Source organism: Actinophytocola xanthii (assembly GCF_001921205.1).
In the GTDB taxonomy this organism is placed as follows: Bacteria; Actinomycetota; Actinomycetes; order Mycobacteriales; family Pseudonocardiaceae; genus Actinophytocola; species Actinophytocola xanthii.
Window position 1 is genome coordinate 250,256 of record NZ_MSIE01000001.1, and the last position, 16,511, is coordinate 266,766.

Annotated in this window: 17 protein-coding genes; 5 read left to right on the forward strand and 12 right to left on the reverse strand. The window is 71.6% G+C overall.

Features of this window, described 5'->3' with window-relative positions; all coding sequences use genetic code 11:
- The 6 genes from idi to pqqA form a co-directional block, all read right to left on the reverse strand.
- Positions 1-576: an isopentenyl-diphosphate Delta-isomerase gene (gene idi, locus BU204_RS01235; RefSeq protein WP_075123606.1), complete on the reverse strand. Its 576-nt coding sequence runs from the start codon at positions 574-576 to the stop codon at positions 1-3.
- Between the two features lie 58 nt (positions 577-634).
- Entirely contained in the window at positions 635-1,525 is an 891-nt protein-coding gene (gene pqqB, locus BU204_RS01240; RefSeq protein ID WP_075123607.1) for a pyrroloquinoline quinone biosynthesis protein PqqB, read from the reverse strand.
- Positions 1,522-2,649: a pyrroloquinoline quinone biosynthesis protein PqqE gene (pqqE, locus tag BU204_RS01245; protein WP_075123699.1), complete on the reverse strand. Its 1,128-nt coding sequence runs from the start codon at positions 2,647-2,649 to the stop codon at positions 1,522-1,524. The genes pqqB and pqqE overlap by 4 nt, the downstream gene beginning before the upstream one ends.
- A gap of 5 nt (positions 2,650-2,654) precedes the next feature.
- Complete coding sequence (gene pqqD, locus BU204_RS01250) at positions 2,655-2,912, reverse strand: pyrroloquinoline quinone biosynthesis peptide chaperone PqqD (protein WP_075123608.1); 258 nt, start codon at positions 2,910-2,912, stop codon at positions 2,655-2,657.
- Between the two features lie 4 nt (positions 2,913-2,916).
- Positions 2,917-3,624, reverse strand: a complete 708-nt coding sequence (gene pqqC, locus BU204_RS01255; RefSeq protein ID WP_075123609.1) for a pyrroloquinoline-quinone synthase PqqC — start codon at positions 3,622-3,624, stop codon at positions 2,917-2,919.
- Positions 3,625-3,700: 76 nt separating this feature from the next.
- On the reverse strand, positions 3,701-3,799 hold the full coding sequence (pqqA, locus tag BU204_RS01260; RefSeq protein WP_075123610.1) for a pyrroloquinoline quinone precursor peptide PqqA: 99 nt from the start codon (positions 3,797-3,799) through the stop codon (positions 3,701-3,703).
- Positions 3,800-4,127: 328 nt separating this feature from the next.
- On the opposite strand from pqqA, the gene BU204_RS42205 reads away from it, so the two are divergent.
- The gene (locus tag BU204_RS42205) at positions 4,128-6,566 is read left to right on the forward strand and encodes a YibE/F family protein (protein WP_408607974.1); all 2,439 of its coding nucleotides are present in this window, start codon (positions 4,128-4,130) and stop codon (positions 6,564-6,566) included.
- Between the two features lie 281 nt (positions 6,567-6,847).
- On the opposite strand, the gene BU204_RS01270 is transcribed toward BU204_RS42205, so the two are convergent.
- The 4 genes from BU204_RS01270 to BU204_RS01285 form a co-directional block, all read right to left on the reverse strand.
- Entirely contained in the window at positions 6,848-7,480 is a 633-nt protein-coding gene (locus BU204_RS01270; RefSeq protein WP_075123611.1) for a hypothetical protein, read from the reverse strand.
- 2 nt (positions 7,481-7,482) lie between these two features.
- Positions 7,483-8,181 (reverse strand): MBL fold metallo-hydrolase, encoded by a 699-nt coding sequence (locus BU204_RS01275; RefSeq protein ID WP_075123700.1) that lies wholly within the window; start codon positions 8,179-8,181, stop codon positions 7,483-7,485.
- Between the two features lie 82 nt (positions 8,182-8,263).
- The gene (locus BU204_RS01280; protein WP_158073378.1) at positions 8,264-9,058 is read right to left on the reverse strand and encodes a GGDEF domain-containing protein; all 795 of its coding nucleotides are present in this window, start codon (positions 9,056-9,058) and stop codon (positions 8,264-8,266) included.
- Between the two features lie 191 nt (positions 9,059-9,249).
- Positions 9,250-9,825, reverse strand: a complete 576-nt coding sequence (locus BU204_RS01285; protein ID WP_075123613.1) for an LOG family protein — start codon at positions 9,823-9,825, stop codon at positions 9,250-9,252.
- Between the two features lie 66 nt (positions 9,826-9,891).
- Between BU204_RS01285 and BU204_RS01290 the strand changes: the two genes are divergently transcribed.
- On the forward strand, positions 9,892-10,845 hold the full coding sequence (locus tag BU204_RS01290; RefSeq protein ID WP_075123614.1) for a nucleoside hydrolase: 954 nt from the start codon (positions 9,892-9,894) through the stop codon (positions 10,843-10,845).
- Between the two features lie 3 nt (positions 10,846-10,848).
- On the opposite strand, the gene BU204_RS01295 is transcribed toward BU204_RS01290, so the two are convergent.
- Complete coding sequence (locus tag BU204_RS01295; protein ID WP_083660898.1) at positions 10,849-13,086, reverse strand: helix-turn-helix domain-containing protein; 2,238 nt, start codon at positions 13,084-13,086, stop codon at positions 10,849-10,851.
- Positions 13,087-13,282: 196 nt separating this feature from the next.
- Here BU204_RS01295 and BU204_RS01300 point away from each other — a divergent pair, with 196 nt between their 5' ends.
- From BU204_RS01300 to BU204_RS01310, 3 genes are read left to right on the forward strand one after another with little or no spacing between them, the layout of a single operon-like run.
- On the forward strand, positions 13,283-14,110 hold the full coding sequence (locus tag BU204_RS01300) for a peptidylprolyl isomerase (protein ID WP_075123615.1): 828 nt from the start codon (positions 13,283-13,285) through the stop codon (positions 14,108-14,110).
- A 1-nt stretch (position 14,111) separates the two neighbouring features.
- Positions 14,112-14,849: a peptidylprolyl isomerase gene (locus tag BU204_RS01305; protein WP_075123616.1), complete on the forward strand. Its 738-nt coding sequence runs from the start codon at positions 14,112-14,114 to the stop codon at positions 14,847-14,849.
- Between the two features lie 41 nt (positions 14,850-14,890).
- Complete coding sequence (locus tag BU204_RS01310; protein ID WP_075123617.1) at positions 14,891-15,604, forward strand: helix-turn-helix domain-containing protein; 714 nt, start codon at positions 14,891-14,893, stop codon at positions 15,602-15,604.
- On the opposite strand, the gene BU204_RS01315 is transcribed toward BU204_RS01310, so the two are convergent.
- Positions 15,585-16,484 (reverse strand): hypothetical protein, encoded by a 900-nt coding sequence (locus BU204_RS01315; RefSeq protein WP_075123618.1) that lies wholly within the window; start codon positions 16,482-16,484, stop codon positions 15,585-15,587. The genes BU204_RS01310 and BU204_RS01315 overlap by 20 nt on opposite strands.
- Between the last annotated feature and the right edge of the window lie 27 nt (positions 16,485-16,511).

Here is a 16,511-nt window from a genome sequence, read left to right on the forward strand (position 1 = left end):
TCAGCCCACAGCGGCGGGCGGCAGCTGCCCCGGGTCGGCGACGGGCCAGCCCAGCGGGTCGTCACCGAGCCGGGTCAGCTGGTCGACCTGTTCACGACACCACGGTGACACGGCCAGTTCGCCGCCGGTCACCAGGCTCACGAACAGGCGCCAGGACATCCAGCCGTACTCGTCCACCTCGGCAGGGGCGAGACGCGGTGCCGCCTCGGTCACCGTCCGGAACACCGGACACAGCTCGTTCTCGACGACCCCGTTCGGCATCACGGCCCGGTACCGGAACGCGGGCAGCATGAGGTCGACAGTGGCAGCGGGCAGACCGAGCTCGTCGCGCAGGCGACGGGCCACCGCGCCGGTGAACGACTCACCGGGAGCGGGGTGGCCGCAGCAGGAGTTGGTCACCACGCCGGGCCAGGTCTTCTTGGACCGAGCCCGTCGGGTCACCAACAACTCCCCGGAACGGTTGAACACGTAACACGAGAACGCCAGGTGCAGTGGGGTGTCCCCATGGTGCACGGTGGCCTTGTCCGCCGTACCGATCCCCTGTCCTCGCTCGTCGAGCAGGACGACCTGTTCCATGCACGTCTCCTCGCGGTGGTTGGCGTGTCCAGCATGCCTGGCGTGGCCCGTCCGTGTCTCACAGGTCCAGCGCGGTCCCGTCGAGCGGCAACTCGACGCCCGCGTCGACCACCAGGCGGTACTCGGGCGACCGGCGGTCGAGCACCGGGTTGGTGTTGTTCAGGTGCGTGTACATCCACCGCGTGCTGGACTCGGTTGAGGCGCGGATCCGGGCGAGGCTGCCGTCCGGACCGTCGATGGGGAGGTGGCCCATCGCCCGCTGTGCACCGGTGCTCGTGCCTGCGCCGGTCATCTCCTTGGGTGAGAAGAAGGTGCCGTCGAGCAGAACGCAGCTCGCGCCGGCGAGGAACTCGTCGAACCCGGGCGGCCAGGTGGCGAGGCAGGGGGCGTAGACCAGCGCACCCCCTGTCGCCGGGTCCTCGAACCGGTACGCCACCACCCACGGCCCCTCAACTCCGGAGTCGCGGGCGTACTTGGGGCGTTTGTCGCTTACCGGGAGCGACGAGAGGCGCAGGCCGGCGATCGAGGAGCCCGGCTGCTGCCAGCTCCAGTCGCCGTAGCGGGCGACCGTGCCCCGGATGGGGAACCGGGACTCGAGCGCGTCGAGCACGGCCGGCGGGGCCCAGACCGAGAGGCCGGCGCCCTCCCGCAGCAACGTCAGGCCGAGGGTGTGGTCCAGCTCGGCGTCGGTGAGCAGGACACCGCGCAGCGGGGTGTCCCGGGGCCCGGGGCCGGGGGCGAGGGACGGTTCGGTGTTCACCTGCGCCCTGATGTCGGGCGAGGCGTTCACCAGGTACCACTCGACGCCGTCCGCGCTGATCGCCAGGCAGTCCTGGTTGCGTGGGGGAACATGGGCCGTACCCGCTCGGCAGGCGACGCAGAGCGCGCAGGCGCAGTTCCACTGGGGGAAGCCACCCCCGGCCGCGGTCCCCAGCAGGCGGACCTTCACCGAGAACCCGCCCGCGTCTGGGTCCGCGACGGTTCGGCCCGGGCGACGGTCGGAGCGCGCATCACGAAGTCCGGGACGTCGGCTTCCGGCTGCGCCGCCAGGATCGCGTCGACGACCGGGCGCTGGGGCGAGCGCGAGCACACCGGGTCCGTAGCGGCGGCGTCACCGGTGAGCATGAACGCCTGGCACCGGCACCCACCGTAGTCGAGTGCCCGGCGGTCACAGGTACGGCAGGGGTCGCGCATCCACCCCTCGCCGCGGAAGGCGCCGAACGAAACGGAGTCGTACCAGATCTCCCGGAGCGGTCTGGTCCGCACGTTCTCCACGGGCAGCGTGGTGATCACCGAGGCAGCGGGGCACGGGAGCACGTCCCCGTTCGGGGCGACGGTCAGCTGACGGGCACCCCAGCCGTACATGCACGGCTTCGGGAACCGCTCGTAGTAGTCGGCGACGACGTAGACGATCTCCATCCGACCGCGGAGGCGTTCGGTGGCGGCACGGACGATCGGCTCGGCGGCGGCGAGCTGCTCCGGCGTAGGCATCAGCGCGGCACGGTTGCGCAACGCCCACCCGTAGTACTGGGTGTTCGCCAACTCCAGCCGGTCGGCCCCCATCCGCTCGGCCAGGTCGATGAGCGCGGCGACCTGGTCGTGGTTGGCCCGGTGCAGGACGACGTTGACGCTCAGTGGGAGACCGGCCTCCCGGACGACGGCCGCGGCGTCGATCTTGCGGCTGTGTGCCTTCGCCCCGGCGATCTGGTCGGCTCGGGTGGCGTCAGCGGCCTGCACCGACAGCTGGACGTGGGCGAGGCCACGGTCGACCAGGTCGGCCAGACGCGCCGCGGTCAGCCCGAGGCCACTGGTGACCAGGTTGACGTAGCAGCCGAGGTCGGCGGCACGGGTGACCAGTTCGGGGAGGTCGGGGCGCAGCAGGGGCTCACCGCCGGACATGTGCACCTGCAGTACCCCGAGGTCGCGGGCCGCGTCGAGGACGTCGAGCCACTCCGCGGTGGTCAGCTCGTCGCGCTTGGCGGCCAGCTCGAGGGGGTTGGAGCAGTACGGGCAGTGCAGCGGGCAGCGGTGGGTGAGCTCGGCCAGCATTCCGAGTGGCGGCTCGACGGTCACGTCGTTCACGTCCACTCCACGACCCTTCTGGTCTCCAGTCTGGCGAGCACGTCGGCCACGTCCTGGTCCCGCACGCCGCGAAACCGCGCACGGAGCTTCTCGGCGATCTCACCGACATCGCTCGAACCGTCGCACAGCTCCAGCACGGCGGCCGCTGTCGCGTTGGGCATCAGCACGCCTTCGGGGAACAGCAGGACGTGCGTGTCCCGGGTCCTGTCGAAGGTGAGCCGAACCCCTCGGCGCAGGCGGGGCTTCCCCGGCATGGCCCTACTCCTTCGCCGCGGCGCGTTCGATGGCGTCGAGCATCGACCACAGGACGTCGCACTTGAACGAGAGCGCGGCAATCGCCTTGTCCTGCTGCTCGCGGGTGACGCAGTAGCGCACCACGATGTCCAGAGTGGACTTTCCTTCGCCGGACACGGCCTCGATCCGGTTGGTGAAGTAGGCGAGGTGCTCCGGCCGGATCCACGCGTAGTTGGCGAGCATGTCGCCCACTCGCCGGCGCATCAGGTGACCGGAGAACATCTCCGTGAGCCCGGAGGCGACAGCCTCCACCCAGGGTCGGGTGCGGGCGAAGGTCACGTAGGCGTCGACCGCGAACCGGACGCCGGGAGCGACGTGCCGTTCGTCGAGCACCTCCTCGCGGGTCAGGCCCACGGCCTCGCACAGCCGCAGCCACCGCTCGCGTCCGCTGTCGCCGTCCCCCTCGGTGCTGCCGTCGTGGTAGACGACTCGGTCCAGCCATCCCCGTCGCACCTCGGGCTCGGGGCAGTTGCTGATGATCGCGGCGTCCTTCTGCGGCAGAACGCTCTGGTAGTACCACCGGTTCGCGGCCCACACCCGGAGTTCGTGCTCGGAGAGCTCGCCCGCGTGCATCCGGTGGTGGAACGGGTGGGTGCCCCAGTAACGGTGAGAGAGACCGCGCAGCGCGGCGACGAACTCCTCGCCACTGCGCGGAGGACTGGACGTGGACACGCTGCACCTCCGTGGGGGACGACGAACCGGGGACCAGCGCTGGTCCGGCCCCCGACCGCCGGACTGAACTTGCTGGTCAGTCCATCCGCGCCGCGTACGCGGTGACCTCCATCGGGGTCTCGTACTCGACGAAGTCCGGGGTGGTCCAGACCTCCAACTCGGGGGCGTCGTGCATCTTCCCTCCAAGGATCGATGGCGTGCCTTACCGTTCGAGCGTATACACAATCTCGTCCAGCGACGGAGGAAAACGGTCGTGGGACGCTCACGGCGGGCTTGAGCAGAGGAACCCCCGGTCCACAGCGCGACCAGTGCCCACTGTGGACATTGGGCCGCGCGGGGACATCGGTCGCGGGGAGCGGCACCAGACCGCACGCGCGGAGGCGGCAAACACCAGCCGGCGACGGGGCCCGAGAAGGAGCGAACGCCGAGGTCAGGGCGATGAACTCCAGCGTCCAGGGGCGGGCTTCACTGCCGGGGTCCCGCTCACCTGAGACACTGCGTCGGTGCACGAGGGCGAGACGGAACCGATCCCGCGGGTAGCCGACCGCGACGAATCGGACATGCCCGACATCTCCCGCGAGCGTGAGTCCGGCCGCGGCCACGGCCACCATGACCACCGGCCGCCGCCTCCCGCGTCGCGCCGGGTGCGAACGCTGGTCGCGGCCCTGCTGGTGCCGTTCGCGCTGGCCGCCGTGGTGGGCACGGTGCTGCTGTTCCCCTTCGGCGACGGGCCGCAGGTCGACGGCGGCGCCGGGCGGCCGGTCAACGGGGTCGTCACCGCCGCCGAGTCGGGCGCCTGCAACGGCGGGGTGCAGGTCGGCGAGCAGCAGGGCGGGCCGGAGTGCCTCCTCGTCACCGTGCGGATGACCGACGGTGAGGCACCGGGCGAGGAGGTCCGCACGGTCGTACCGCTGGAGCCGAGCACGCCTCGGTTCGCCGTCGACGACGAGGTGGTGCTGTCCTACGGGGGCAGCGACCCGCGCGACGGCGGCTCCTACCAGCTCGTCGACTTCCAGCGGGACATGCCGCTGGCGCTGCTCGCCGGCCTGTTCGCGGTGGCGGTGCTGGTCCTCGGGCGTTGGCAGGGGCTGAAGGCGCTGATCGCCCTGGGGCTGAGCTTCCTGGTGCTGGTGTTCTTCGTGCTGCCGGCCATCATCGCCGGAGAGAGCCCGCTGCTGGTCGCGATCTGCGGGGCGGGCGTGATCATGTTCGCCGTCCTGTACCTGACCCACGGCCTGTCGGCCCGCACGTCGACGGCGGTCCTCGGCACGATGGTCAGCCTGGCGATGATCGGCGTGCTCGGCGCGCTGTGGGCGGCGTTCGCGAAGCTGACCGGCCTGGACGAGGAGACGTCGACGCTGGTCGGGCTGCTGAACGCGCCGATCGACACGCGAGGGCTGCTGCTGGCCGGAGTGGTCATCGGTGCCCTGGGCGTGCTCGACGACGTGACGGTCACCCAGACGAGCGCCGTCTGGGAGCTGCGCGCCGCCAACCCGCTGCTGACCCGGCGCGAGCTGTACGCCTCGGCCCTGCGAATCGGCCGCGACCACGTCGCCTCGGCGGTGAACACCCTGGTGATGGCGTACGCGGGCGCGGCGCTGCCGCTGCTGCTGTACTCGTCGATCTCGGGGGTCGGGCTGGGGAGCATCCTGACCTCCCAGTCGATCGCCCAGGAACTGGTGCGAACGCTGGTGGGCAGCATCGGTCTGGTGGCCGCGGTACCGATCACCACCGCACTGGCGGCCGCGGTGGCCTCGCAGGAACCGGCGCCCGACCTAGACGTCACCCGTCCGTCGCGCGAGCGCGCAGGGAAGCGACCAGCCGACCGTCCCGCCGAGGAACGCCCCACCCGCGAGCGAACGGAACCCGACGACTCACGCGCCACCGGGACCCGGACAACCAGAACGCCCCGCCGCACGAGGGGCGAGTCGCGTGAGCACGGAGAGGGCGCCGCCCTGCGATCTCGACGCGACCGCCACGAGGACGAGGGCGACCGGCGTGCATGGGGCGGCGACGAGTCCTCGAACGGCCCTGTCGGTGGCCGGGGCGGGAACGGAACGCCCCGCACCGCCGTCACGCCTCGGGTCTCCACCGGGCGTCGGTCGGCGGGGTGGGTGCCGGGGGACGGTTACGCAGGAGCCGACGAGCGGCCGGCGCGGCGGAGGGACGACGGCGAGGACGCGAACGATCGGGGGCGGGCCGCGTTCGAGACGGAAGGTCCGGCGAACGGACGCGCGGGCGGGCGAGGCGGACCGGATGCCGAGTTCGCGGGCGAGTGGACGCCCAGCGGGCCAGCCTGGCCCGTCGCCGAGCCAGGAGCGGCGGCACGAGGCCGCCGACTCGATGCCGAGGACGAGGGCGAGGGCGAGGACTCGAGGGGCTGGCCGTCGGGCGAGACGTCATGGCCGGGGGACGGTGCGGTCGAAGGAACTCGTCAGGCGAGCACCCACTACGAGGTGCCGGGCGGACACGCGTCGCCCGCTGTCTGGGCGGGCGACCACCCTGCGCCAGGGCCTTACCGGGACCCGCACCTCCACAGCGCTTCCTCCCGCGGATGGCCGCCCGAGGAAGCGGCGTGGCCACGCGAACAGGACGACTCCGCGGAGGCGGCCGGCCGGGGAACCGGTGACAACGCCGAGGGGCCGATGTCCGGACTGGCGCCGCAGGACCTCGAGGGCTCCGCCGCGCCCCGCCGTCGCCGGCGGGCCGCGGCGGAGCCCGTGGGCGGGGAGGCGCTGTGGCCGACCGAGCCTGCCGAACCTGATGAGCAGGTGGAGCCGCAGGGGCGCAGAGCCCTGCGACGGCGGGGGAGCGACGACTCGTCGGCCGGGCGCCGGCCGGGTCGGCAGGGGTGGGATGCCGACCACGGGGGCCAGGCGGCTCCAGAACCAGGAGGCCGACACGCGCAGTCGACCTGGTTCCACAGCGACGGCGAACGCTGATCCGTTCACGGGGAAGGGCGACCCGCGGTCCGTGACGACCGAGCGGCTACGTGCCGCACGGCTGACGCCACGACTTCCACAGCGCCGGAATGACCGGACCGCCAACACCACGCCGGACCGAAACACCACGCCGGACCGAAACACCACGCCGAGCCGAAACACCACGCCGAGCCGAAACACCAACGGCGAACCAAAACACCAACGGCGAACCAAAACACCAACGGCGAACCAAACATCAACGGCGAGCGGCGGGGGCGCAGGGACCAGCGACGCGCGGAAAGTCAGTCGAGGGTGGCCACGAAGCGGGTCACGGCTTCTGTCCTGAGGCGTTGGGCCAGGCGGCCGCCCGGGGCCAGGGAGGCCAGGCGGTAGAGCGGACGGTCCGCCGCCGCCTCGCCCTTGGCTTCGGCTCGGAGTTGGGCTACCAGGAGTTGGGAGAAGACCAGGGCGCTCGGGTTCTCGCTGGCGGCGAGGGTGTCGGCCAGGCGACGGAGGACGAGGATGCCCAGCTCCCTACCACCCGTCCCGGCGTAGACGGCCAGGGACAGGTTGATCGTCTTGCCTTTGGCGGCTACCAGCAAGCCGATCGTGCGGGTCCCCCGGATATCGGTCACCAGGAGCTCCAGACGCTCCACCTGCTTGAGGTCCACCTCTTTGCGGGCCACCGCCCTCGCCACGACCTTGTCGCCTTCCAACCACAGGCGGCGGCGGGCGGCTACCCAGGAGAGGAACAGCAGCAGCCCCGTCACCACGGCAGCGGTGACCAACGCCGTGGGGCGGTGGTTGGAGAGGAGCCCCACCAGGCCGCCCACCGCGGCGCCGAGGACGACGTCGACGACCACCGCCACGCAGCCGCGGCGCCGCGCGCCGGACTGGTCGGTCAGGTTGAGGGGAACTCGGTCGGGCTCGCTCACGTCTACAGCCCCCTGGCCGGGCCGGCCGTGCTGGGATCGTCCAGCCCCTGCAGGTACGGGTTGCTCACCCGCTCACGGCCGATCGTCGTGCTGGGGCCGTGGCCGGGGAGCACCACCGTGTCGTCGGGCAGGGGCAGCATCTTCGTCCGCAGGGTCTCGGTCATCGTCCGCATGCTGCCGCCGGGGAGGTCCGTGCGGCCGATCGAGCCGGCGAACAGGGTGTCGCCGGCGAACATCACCCGGCCGCCCTCCGCCAGCTCGGAGCGGAACACCACGGAGCCGCGGGTGTGGCCCGGGGTGTGGTCCACGGTGAGACTCAGGCCGGCGATGTCCAGGTCGACCCCGTCGGCCAGCTCGCGGACCTCCCGGGGCTCACGCATCTCCAGCCTGCCGCCGAAGAACTGCGCGCCCTCCAGGCTGATGCCCTTCAGCGGGTCGCTCAACATCTCCCGGTCCTCGGGGTGGATCCACGCCGGGATGTCGTTCCCGTCGCAGATCGGGGTGACCGAGTAGACGTGGTCGAAGTGACCGTGGGTCAGCAGGGCCGCCACCGGCGACAGCCGGTGCTTGCGCAGCGCCTCGGTGATCGGCTCCACCGCGTCCTGTCCCGGGTCGACGATCACGCACGGCTCACCCTCGCCGGCCGCGACCAGGTAGCAGTTGGCCTGGAACGCCCCCGTGGGAAATCCGACAACGAGCACCACCGAAACCTACACGCGGTAAACGGGACGGAACCCGCGAGCCCTGCGCGTAGGGCTCGCGGGTTCCTCCGGTGAAACGGTCCTAGACCGAACGCAGCCGCCGCAGGCGCGACCAGGACGGCGACCGGCGGTCGGCCTGCGTGCGCTTGGCCTGCTCCCGGGTGACGTCCACGTTCGCGACGCAGATCCGGTCCCGGCCGTGCCGCTTGGCGGCCCGCAGCGACACGTCCGCGTCCAGCATCAGGTCCTCGAGGTCCAGCTCGGCCAGATCACCCAGGCAGTACGTCGCCACCCCGATCGACACCGTCTGGCCCTCGATCGTGGCCGACATGTCCCGGGTGACCTTCGCGGTCACCGACATCGCGGTGATCTCCGACCGAATGCGCTCCGCGACGACGAGGGCCTCCTCGAGCCCCGCCTCGGGCAGCAGCACCATGAACTCGTCGCCCGCGGATCCGCCGTAGCGGCAGGCAAGATCACCCACGCGGGTGGTGTCCCGGATCACGTCCGCGACGCCCCGCAGGACGGCGTCACCGGCGAGGTGGCCGTAGTTGTCGTTGACGTCCTTGAACCGGTCGAGGTCGAGCATGATCAGCGCCACCGAGTGCCCCAGGCTCCTGGACCTGGCGATCTCCTCCTCGGCGAGCTCGTCCCAGTGCCAGCGTTCGATCAGCCCGGTCGGCCCGTCGTTAAGTGCGTCCTCGGCCAGCGGCTGGCCGCACGAGTCGCAACGCCGGTCCCCGGCGGCGTGTGCGGCGAGCGCCGTGGACACGGGGTGCAGCGGCCTGTCCCCCGACCTCGGCGCCACGATCTCCGGTGCCGGTTCCGCGATGACCGGCGTTCTCGATTCGTCGGCTCCCGCCCTGGCGGTGTTCATCGACATCTCCCCTGGTCATGCCCACCTGTGGTGTGGTGCCCTCGTGCCGGATCCCCCAGCTCGCCTGGGCGGCGCAGCCCTCACCGGCCGTATACACCTAACTATCCGGAGTCACAGATGGAGTGAACAGTGTTGAGGTGTTGACGGTTTCAGGAAACACCGATCGGGGGGTCGAGTACGTGACCGAACTACTACCCAGCGTGGTTCTGATCCCACTTCCCCGGCGCGCGTACAACGGTCGCGTATCGATCGACCACCCGGTTGGGGTCCGTCTCCACGAGGAGCATCTCCCGGTACGTGGATGCCAGGAAACCCTCGTCGACCATGTGGTCCAGGAAGCGCAGCATCGGCTGGTAGTAGCCCGCGACGTCCAGCAGCGCGATCGGTTTCGCGTGCAGGCCGAGCTGGGCCCAGGTGTACACCTCGAACAGCTCCTCGAGCGTGCCCGCCCCACCGGGCAGGGCCAGGAACGCGTCCGCCAGCGTAGCCATCTTCGCCTTGCGTTCGTGCAGGTCGGCCACCACGTGCAGCTCGGTCAGCCCGTGGTGGGCGACCTCCCGGTCGACCAGCGACTGAGGGATCACGCCGACCACCTCGCCGCCGGCCGCGAGCGCCGCGTCGGCCACGGCTCCCATGGTGCCCACGCTCGCTCCGCCGTACACGAGCCCGATGCCGCGGGCGGCCAGCGTCGCACCCACCGCCTCGGCCGCGGCCAGGTAGCCCGGGCCCTTCCCGGCGGAAGATCCGCAGAAAACACATATCCGCATGCGACGATCAGATCACGTCCCCCCGGTCTGGCATCGAGCCCCTGTCGTCTGGTTGAGTGCCTCAGCGTGCGAATCATTCTCGACACCGATCCGGGGGTTGACGACGCCCTCGCGATCATGTACTTGGCGGCTCAAGAGGACGCCGAGATCATTGCCGTGGGTAGCGTCCACGGCAATGTGCCGGCCCCGCTCGGGGCGCTGAACGCGCTCCGGGTGTTCGAGCTGGTCGGCCTCAACCCGCCGGTGACCGTCGGCGCCGCGCGCCCCCTCGCCCAGCCGCTGCAGACCGCCGAGTTCGTGCACGGCGAGGACGGGCTCGGCGGGCACGCCGGTCCGGCCCCGGCCGGGACGCCCGCCCCCGGTTCGGCGGCCGAGCAGATCGTGCGCCTCGCCCGCGCCCACCCCGGGGAGCTCACCCTGCTCGCGCTCGGCCCGCTGACCAACGTCGCACTGGCCGTCTTACTCGAACCCGAATTACCTCAACTTCTCCGCTCGGTCGTCGTCATGGGCGGTGCCGTCACTGTTCCGGGAAACATCACCCCGTACGCGGACGCGAACTTCTACCACGATCCGGAAGCCGCCGACCTCGTTCTCGGCGCCGGGTTCCCGGATCTCACCCTGGTCGGTCTCGACGCGACCGAACAGGCCCGCGTGGGAACCGAATGGCTGACCGCCCTGGCCCGGGCGGAGGGACCGCGCGCGAATTTCGCCTCAAAACTGCTGGACCACTATGGACAGTTCTACTCGGCAATGTTCGGCGAGCATTCCTGCACGCTGCACGACCCGCTCGCCGCGGCAATCATGCTGGACCAGAAACTGGCCGGCTACCGGGAGATGCCGCTCGGCGTGGAACTGACCGGAACTCACACGCGGGGCCAGGTCGTCTCCGATCTCCGGCTCATTTCCAGCGACGCCTACATTGCCACGAACGCCGGCGCGGGACGCGTTCCGGTAAAGGTCGCGGAAACCGTCGACGTGCCCACTTTCCTGGACCAGATGTTCAAAGCGCTGCAGGGCTGACGACTAACTCTCCTGGCCCAGCAGCTCACGCACGTCAACGGCTCGCGGGTCGCCCAGCTCGTCGAATATCGCGAATGCGGCACGCAGCGACTCGACGGCCAGCTCCGGCTGGCCGCTGCCGTGCAACACCAGGCCGCGCTTGTGCAGGGTCTCCCCCTCACCCCACCGGTCACCCAGCTCGTGGCGGGTCTCCAGGGCCCGCTCGAAGCAGTCCAGCGCGTCGGGTGCCCGGTTCAGCTCCGAGTACGTGTCGCCGAGCTTGACCAGCGTGTAGCCCTCGCCGTAGCGGTCCTCGATCTCACGGAACAGGTCGAGGGCCTGCCCCAGCGCCTCGACGGCCCGGTCGTACTCGTGCAGCGCCCGGTAGGCGTCGCCGACGTTGGCCAGCGCGATCCCCTCGCCGTGCCGGTCACCGACCTCGCGGAAGATGGCCAGCGCCTCGCCGAAGCGCAGCGCCGCGTCGTCGAACCGCTTCTCGTCGAAGCCGATGAAGCCGATCCCGGTGAGGCTCCACGCCTGGCCGACGCGGTCGCCCAGCTCGATGCGCAGTGCCCGCGCCTGCTGGAAGCACTCCTTGGCCTCCTCGGTCCGCCGCAGCTCCCGGTAGGCGATCGCCAGGTTGTTCAGCACCCAGGCCTCGCCGAACCGGTCACCGGCCCGCCGCGCGCCCACCACCCCGACCTCGTGCGAGGCCACCCAGGGCGTCCACCGCTTGCGCAGGTTCAGGTAGTTGAACGAGCCGGCCGGCAGCTTCCAGGCGGCCACGTTCTCGCCCACCTCGACGGCGGTCCGGGTGGCCATCGCGATGTTCGACATCTCGATCTCGCACCAGCCCAGCGCCGACTCGTAGTCGAAGTCGGCCACGTCGATCGCGAACTCCGACTTCTCCAGGTCGGGGTCGTGCCGCTGCGGCGCGAGGGCGTGGTTGGCGGCGTAGGCGTTGTGCAGGTACCAGTCGACCATCCGGCGCAGGGCCAGCCGGCGCTCCGCCTCCGGCTCCTCCTCGACGGCCTGCTCGGCGGCGTAGACACGCAGCAGGTCGTGCATCCGGTACCGGTCGCTGCCCAGCCCTTCCAGCAGGTGCACGGCGGTGAGGCGGTCCAGCAGCCGGCGCGCCTTGGTCACCCGCTGGTCGGCGAGCGCGGCCGCGGCGCCGGTGCTGACGTGTGGTCCGGCATGCAGGCCGATCAGGCGGAACATCCGGGCGGCGTCCGCCGACAGGTCGCGGTAGGACCAGGAGAAGACCGTCTTGACCGCCACCGAGTCCTCGGTCGACAGCGCCTCCAGCCGCTCGTCCTCGGCGGCCAGCTCCTCCACCAGGAGGCTGACCGAGTGGTGCGGATGGGTCGCGACCCGCTCGGCGGCGATGCGCAGCGCCAGCGGCAGGTTCCCGCAGCGGTAGGCCAGGGCCCGGACGGCGTCCGGCTCGGCGTCGGCCCGCTCGTTGCCGATCACCTTGCGCAGCAGGGTGACCGACTCCTCCTCGGTCATCGGCCCGAGGGTGATCCGCCGGTCGCCGCGCATCGTGAGCCCGCTCAGCCGCTTGCGGCTGGTCACCACGACCCCGCAGCCGGCCGAGGCCGGCAGCAGGTGGTGCAGCTGGGAGGAGTCGGCCGCGTTGTCCAGGACCACCATCACCCGCCGGTCGGCCAACACCGAGCGGTACAGCTTCGCGCGTGCCTCGAGGCCGGCGGGGATCACGTCGATCTGCACGCCGAGCGCGGTCAGGAACTCCTCGAGAACCTCGTCGACGATCCGCGGTTGGCCGTCCGGGGAGTATCCGCGCAGGTCGACGTAGAGCTGACCGTCGGAGTACCGCTCGGCCACCGCGTGCGCCACCCGCAGCGCCAGGGCGGTCTTGCCGGCACCGGGCGGGCCGTCGATGGCCACCGCCTGGGGGATGCCGGGCTCCCCCTCGAAGGACAGGATCTCCGACAGCTCGTCCAGCTCGGCCTCGCGGCCGACGAAGGTGGCCGCCGCCGCCGGCAGCTGCGCCAGGCGGACGGGGCCGCCGCCCGAGGCCGCGGCGAGCGCGATCAGCTGGCCGTCGGCCTCCAGCACCTGGTCGCACTTGCGCGCCAGCTCGGCCGACGGCGGGGCACCGTGTTTGATCTTGGACAACCAGCTCGGCGTGTAGCCGATCAAGTCGGAGAGGCGACGCCAGGACAGCCCGCGCTTGCGCAGCAGGCGTTCCAGTTCATCGGCGAACGGCGATGTCCCGTCGTCGCGCCTGTCGTGCATGGAGTCCACCTTGTCAGTACCGGCCGGCGTGGTCCATGGGTCACCACCCTGCCACGCCCAGTATCCAGCTTCTCACTTCCACACCTGTACTCGGCAATCCCCCGAGCGGCCCACGAACAGACCTCAACGCTGTCCTTACCTGTGATACCCATAGACTTCCGGCCGGCAAGGACGTCTGAGGTCAGGAGGGTGCCCGGTGCCGAGCAACGAGCAGCGTCGGCAGGCCGCCAAGCGGAAGCTGGAGCGACAGCTGGCCAGGCGGGCCGAGCGTGCGAAGCGTCGGCGCATCTGGGGCGTCAGCCTGACGGTCATCGTCGTCGTGGGCGTGGTCGTACTGGTGTACTGGCTGGCCAACCTGGGTCCCGAGGACTCGGAGGCGGCCACCGAGAACACCGAGGAGTCGACGCCGGCCACCTCCGAGGGGCCCTGCGCCTACGCCGAGAGCACCGGCGAGGACCCGCCGAAGGACGTCGGCATGCCGGAGGACCCGGAGCAGACGCCCTCGACGGGCACCGTGACGATGACCCTCAAGACCAACCAGGGCACGATCCCGCTCACGCTGGACCGCGCGAAGGCGCCGTGCACCGTGCAGAGCATGGAGCACCTGGCCAAGGAGAAGTACTTCGACGGCACCACGTGCCACCGGCTGACCAGCGCAGCCGGCCTCAAGGTGCTCCAGTGCGGTGACCCGAAGGGCGACGGCACCGGCGGGCCCGGCTACACGGTCCCCGACGAGCTGCCGACCGACCTGGCGAACTCGCCGGGCGGCGGGGAGCTGAAGACCTACCCGCGGGGCGTGCTCGCGATGGCCAACGGCGGACCGGACACCGGCGGCAGCCAGTTCTTCATGGTCTACGGCGACTCCTCGCTGCCCCCGAACTACACGGTCTTCGGCACGGTCGAGGCGAGCGGCCTCACGGTCCTGGACAAGGTCGCCCAGGGCGGCATCACGCCGGGCACCAGCCCCGAGGACGGCGCGCCGAAGAAGGCGGTCACGATCGAGTCCGCCACGCTGGCAGGCTGAGATGCGCCTGCTCGTGGTCCTGCTGGCGGTGCTCGCCCTGAGCGGATGCGTGTCACGCACCGCGGGCGATGCGTCGTCCGGGACCACGGACGACGCACCCACGGCCGAGGGGTCGTCGGAGACCGAGGACCCCTCGGCAAGCGACATCGAGTCCTGCGAGTACGTCGAGACGCCGGGCGAGGAGGCGCCGGTCGGCCTGCCGCCGGCGGAACCGGTCGACGCCACCCGGGTGGAGCTGGACACGAGCGCCGGCGAGCTGACGATCGACCTGGCCGACGACGTGCCGTGCACGGTGCACAGCTTCGTGCACCTGGCCGGTGAGGGCTTCTACGACGGCACCCGCTGCCACCGGTTGACCACGGTCGCGACCCTGAAGGTGCTCCAGTGCGGCGACCCGAAGGCCGACGGCACCGGCGGCCCCGGCTACACCATCCCGGACGAGCCACCGACCACCCTGGAGCCCGACCCGAACGACAGCAGCGGGCAGGGTCTGGTCATCTACCCCCGGGGCACCGTCGCGATGGCCAAGACCGCCGCCCCGAACTCCGGGGGCAGCCAGTTCTTCCTGGTCTACGGCGACTCGACGATCCCGCCGGACTACGCCGTGTTCGGCATGCTCGACGAGGGCGGGCTGACCGCGCTCGACGCGGTCGCGGCACGCGGGCTCGCACCGGGCAACAGCGTCCAGGACGGCCCGCCGGCCCAGCAGGTGGACATCCGCACGGCCTCGGTGAGCTGAGCACCCGCGACGGTGTCGGTGCCGGGTGACACACTCCGGGTGTGGCCAGCTACGCCGAACGGCCGCCCCAGGCGGCGACACGAGGGTTGCTCACCTGCGTGTGGGCACGCTCGGTCATGCCCTCCGCCGTCGAGGAGACGCGAGTCGTGCCCGACGCGTGCGTGGACGTGATGTGGGAGCGGGAGACCGGTCGGATGTTCGTCGCCGGGCCGGACACCGGCCCGCACGTGACCTCGCTCGCCGCCGGTGAGCTGGTCGGGGTGCGGTTTCACCGCGGCCACTCCCCGGTCGGCCTCGGCGTGCCGGCCGACGCTCTGCGCGACGAGCGGGTCGAGCTCGACGCGCTGTGGGCGCCCTCGCGGGTCGACCGGCTGGCCGATGAGCTCGCCGCCACCGCCTCCACCGAGCGGGCCCAGGACGTGCTGAGCGCCGCCGTGCTCGACGGGGCTCGCGGGCGGAGCGACCCCGCGGTGCCCGCCGTGCTCCAGCTCGCCAGGAGCGGCGCCCGGGTCGGTGAGATGGCCGACTCGGTCGGGCTCACCGAACGCCAGCTGCACCGGCGGTGCCTCGCCTCCTTCGGCTACGGCCCCAAGGTCCTGCAGCGCGTGCTCCGGTTCGACGCGGCCGTGCGCCTCGCCAGGGCCGGGACCGGGCTCGCGGACGTGGCGTACCGCGCCGGCTACGCCGACCAGGCCCACCTGGCCAGGGAGGTGCGGGCGTTCGCCGGGGTGCCGCTCACCGTGCTGCTGGGGTGAGCCGCCCGTAGGCCCGCAGGACCTCCAGGGCCTCGATCGTCAGCCAGGCGCCCCACTCGTGCACGATCGCCGGGGTCCAGTGTCGCCACGGGACCGGCCAGCCGCCCTCCTCGGTCTGCTCGGCGGCCAGCTGGTCCAGTCCGGACTCCAGCTCCTCGGTCGAGAACCACTGGCGAGCAAGGCTCTCCGGCCTGGACGCGTAGGTGTGCGGGTACGGCAGTTCACCCTCGGTGTACCCCTCGGGCGTCGGCTCGCCGCCGGTCAACCGGACGAGCCGTCCTTCCCGGACTCTGGCCCCGAGACGCTCCGCGCTCGCCTGCGCGCGGGCCCGGTCGGGGTGGTGGTCGAGCATCGCCAGGCAGCCGAGGGCCTCGTAGGGGTGGGTCTCGGTCAGCTCGTCGATCCTCCGCCAGCAGAACGCCTCGGCCGGCTCCATCCAGGGGTGGTCGACCTTGTTCTTGTGGAGCAGCCCCAGCACGTTGGCGGTGGGGACCAGCGAGCCCTGGTAGGTGTCCGGGACGTGCCACCAGGGCGCGACCGGGTAACCGCGGGCCGAGGGGTGCACGAACGGCAGCCCGCCGTCCTCGGCGGTGACCGCCACCAGGTAGTCGCAGATCCCGCGGACCAGCTCGCCCTCGACCGCGCCGACCTCGTCGAGGATGGCCAGCGCCGACAGCGTGGTCAGCGGCTGGCTGCCGGGGGCGCGGCAGTCCGGCTCGAGGGCGTTGCCGAAGCCGCCGTCGGGGTTGCGGTAGGGCAGGAGCGCGGCGACCACGGCCTCGGCGGTCCCCGAACCGAACAGGAACTCGAACCGCCGCCGCTCCAGGAGGCGGGCCGTGCGCAGGATGTGGTCGTTCGCGAGGGTCAGTACGTCGGTCACGACCAGAACCTACGCCGGCGGAGGAAC

What these genes read in the sequence shown, in the direction of transcription:
- idi (WP_075123606.1), bottom strand. Translation starts at nt 576, where the DNA reads ATGGAACAGGTCGTCCTGCTCGACGAGCGAGGACAGGGGATCGGTACG.
- pqqD (WP_075123608.1), bottom strand. Translation starts at nt 2,912, where the DNA reads ATGCCGGGGAAGCCCCGCCTGCGCCGAGGGGTTCGGCTCACCTTCGAC.
- pqqA (WP_075123610.1), bottom strand. Translation starts at nt 3,799, where the DNA reads ATGCACGACGCCCCCGAGTTGGAGGTCTGGACCACCCCGGACTTCGTC.
- BU204_RS01280 (WP_158073378.1), bottom strand. Translation starts at nt 9,058, where the DNA reads ATGAACACCGCCAGGGCGGGAGCCGACGAATCGAGAACGCCGGTCATC.
- BU204_RS01285 (WP_075123613.1), bottom strand. Translation starts at nt 9,825, where the DNA reads ATGCGGATATGTGTTTTCTGCGGATCTTCCGCCGGGAAGGGCCCGGGC.
- BU204_RS01295 (WP_083660898.1), bottom strand. Translation starts at nt 13,086, where the DNA reads ATGCACGACAGGCGCGACGACGGGACATCGCCGTTCGCCGATGAACTG.
- BU204_RS01305 (WP_075123616.1), top strand. Translation starts at nt 14,112, where the DNA reads ATGCGCCTGCTCGTGGTCCTGCTGGCGGTGCTCGCCCTGAGCGGATGC.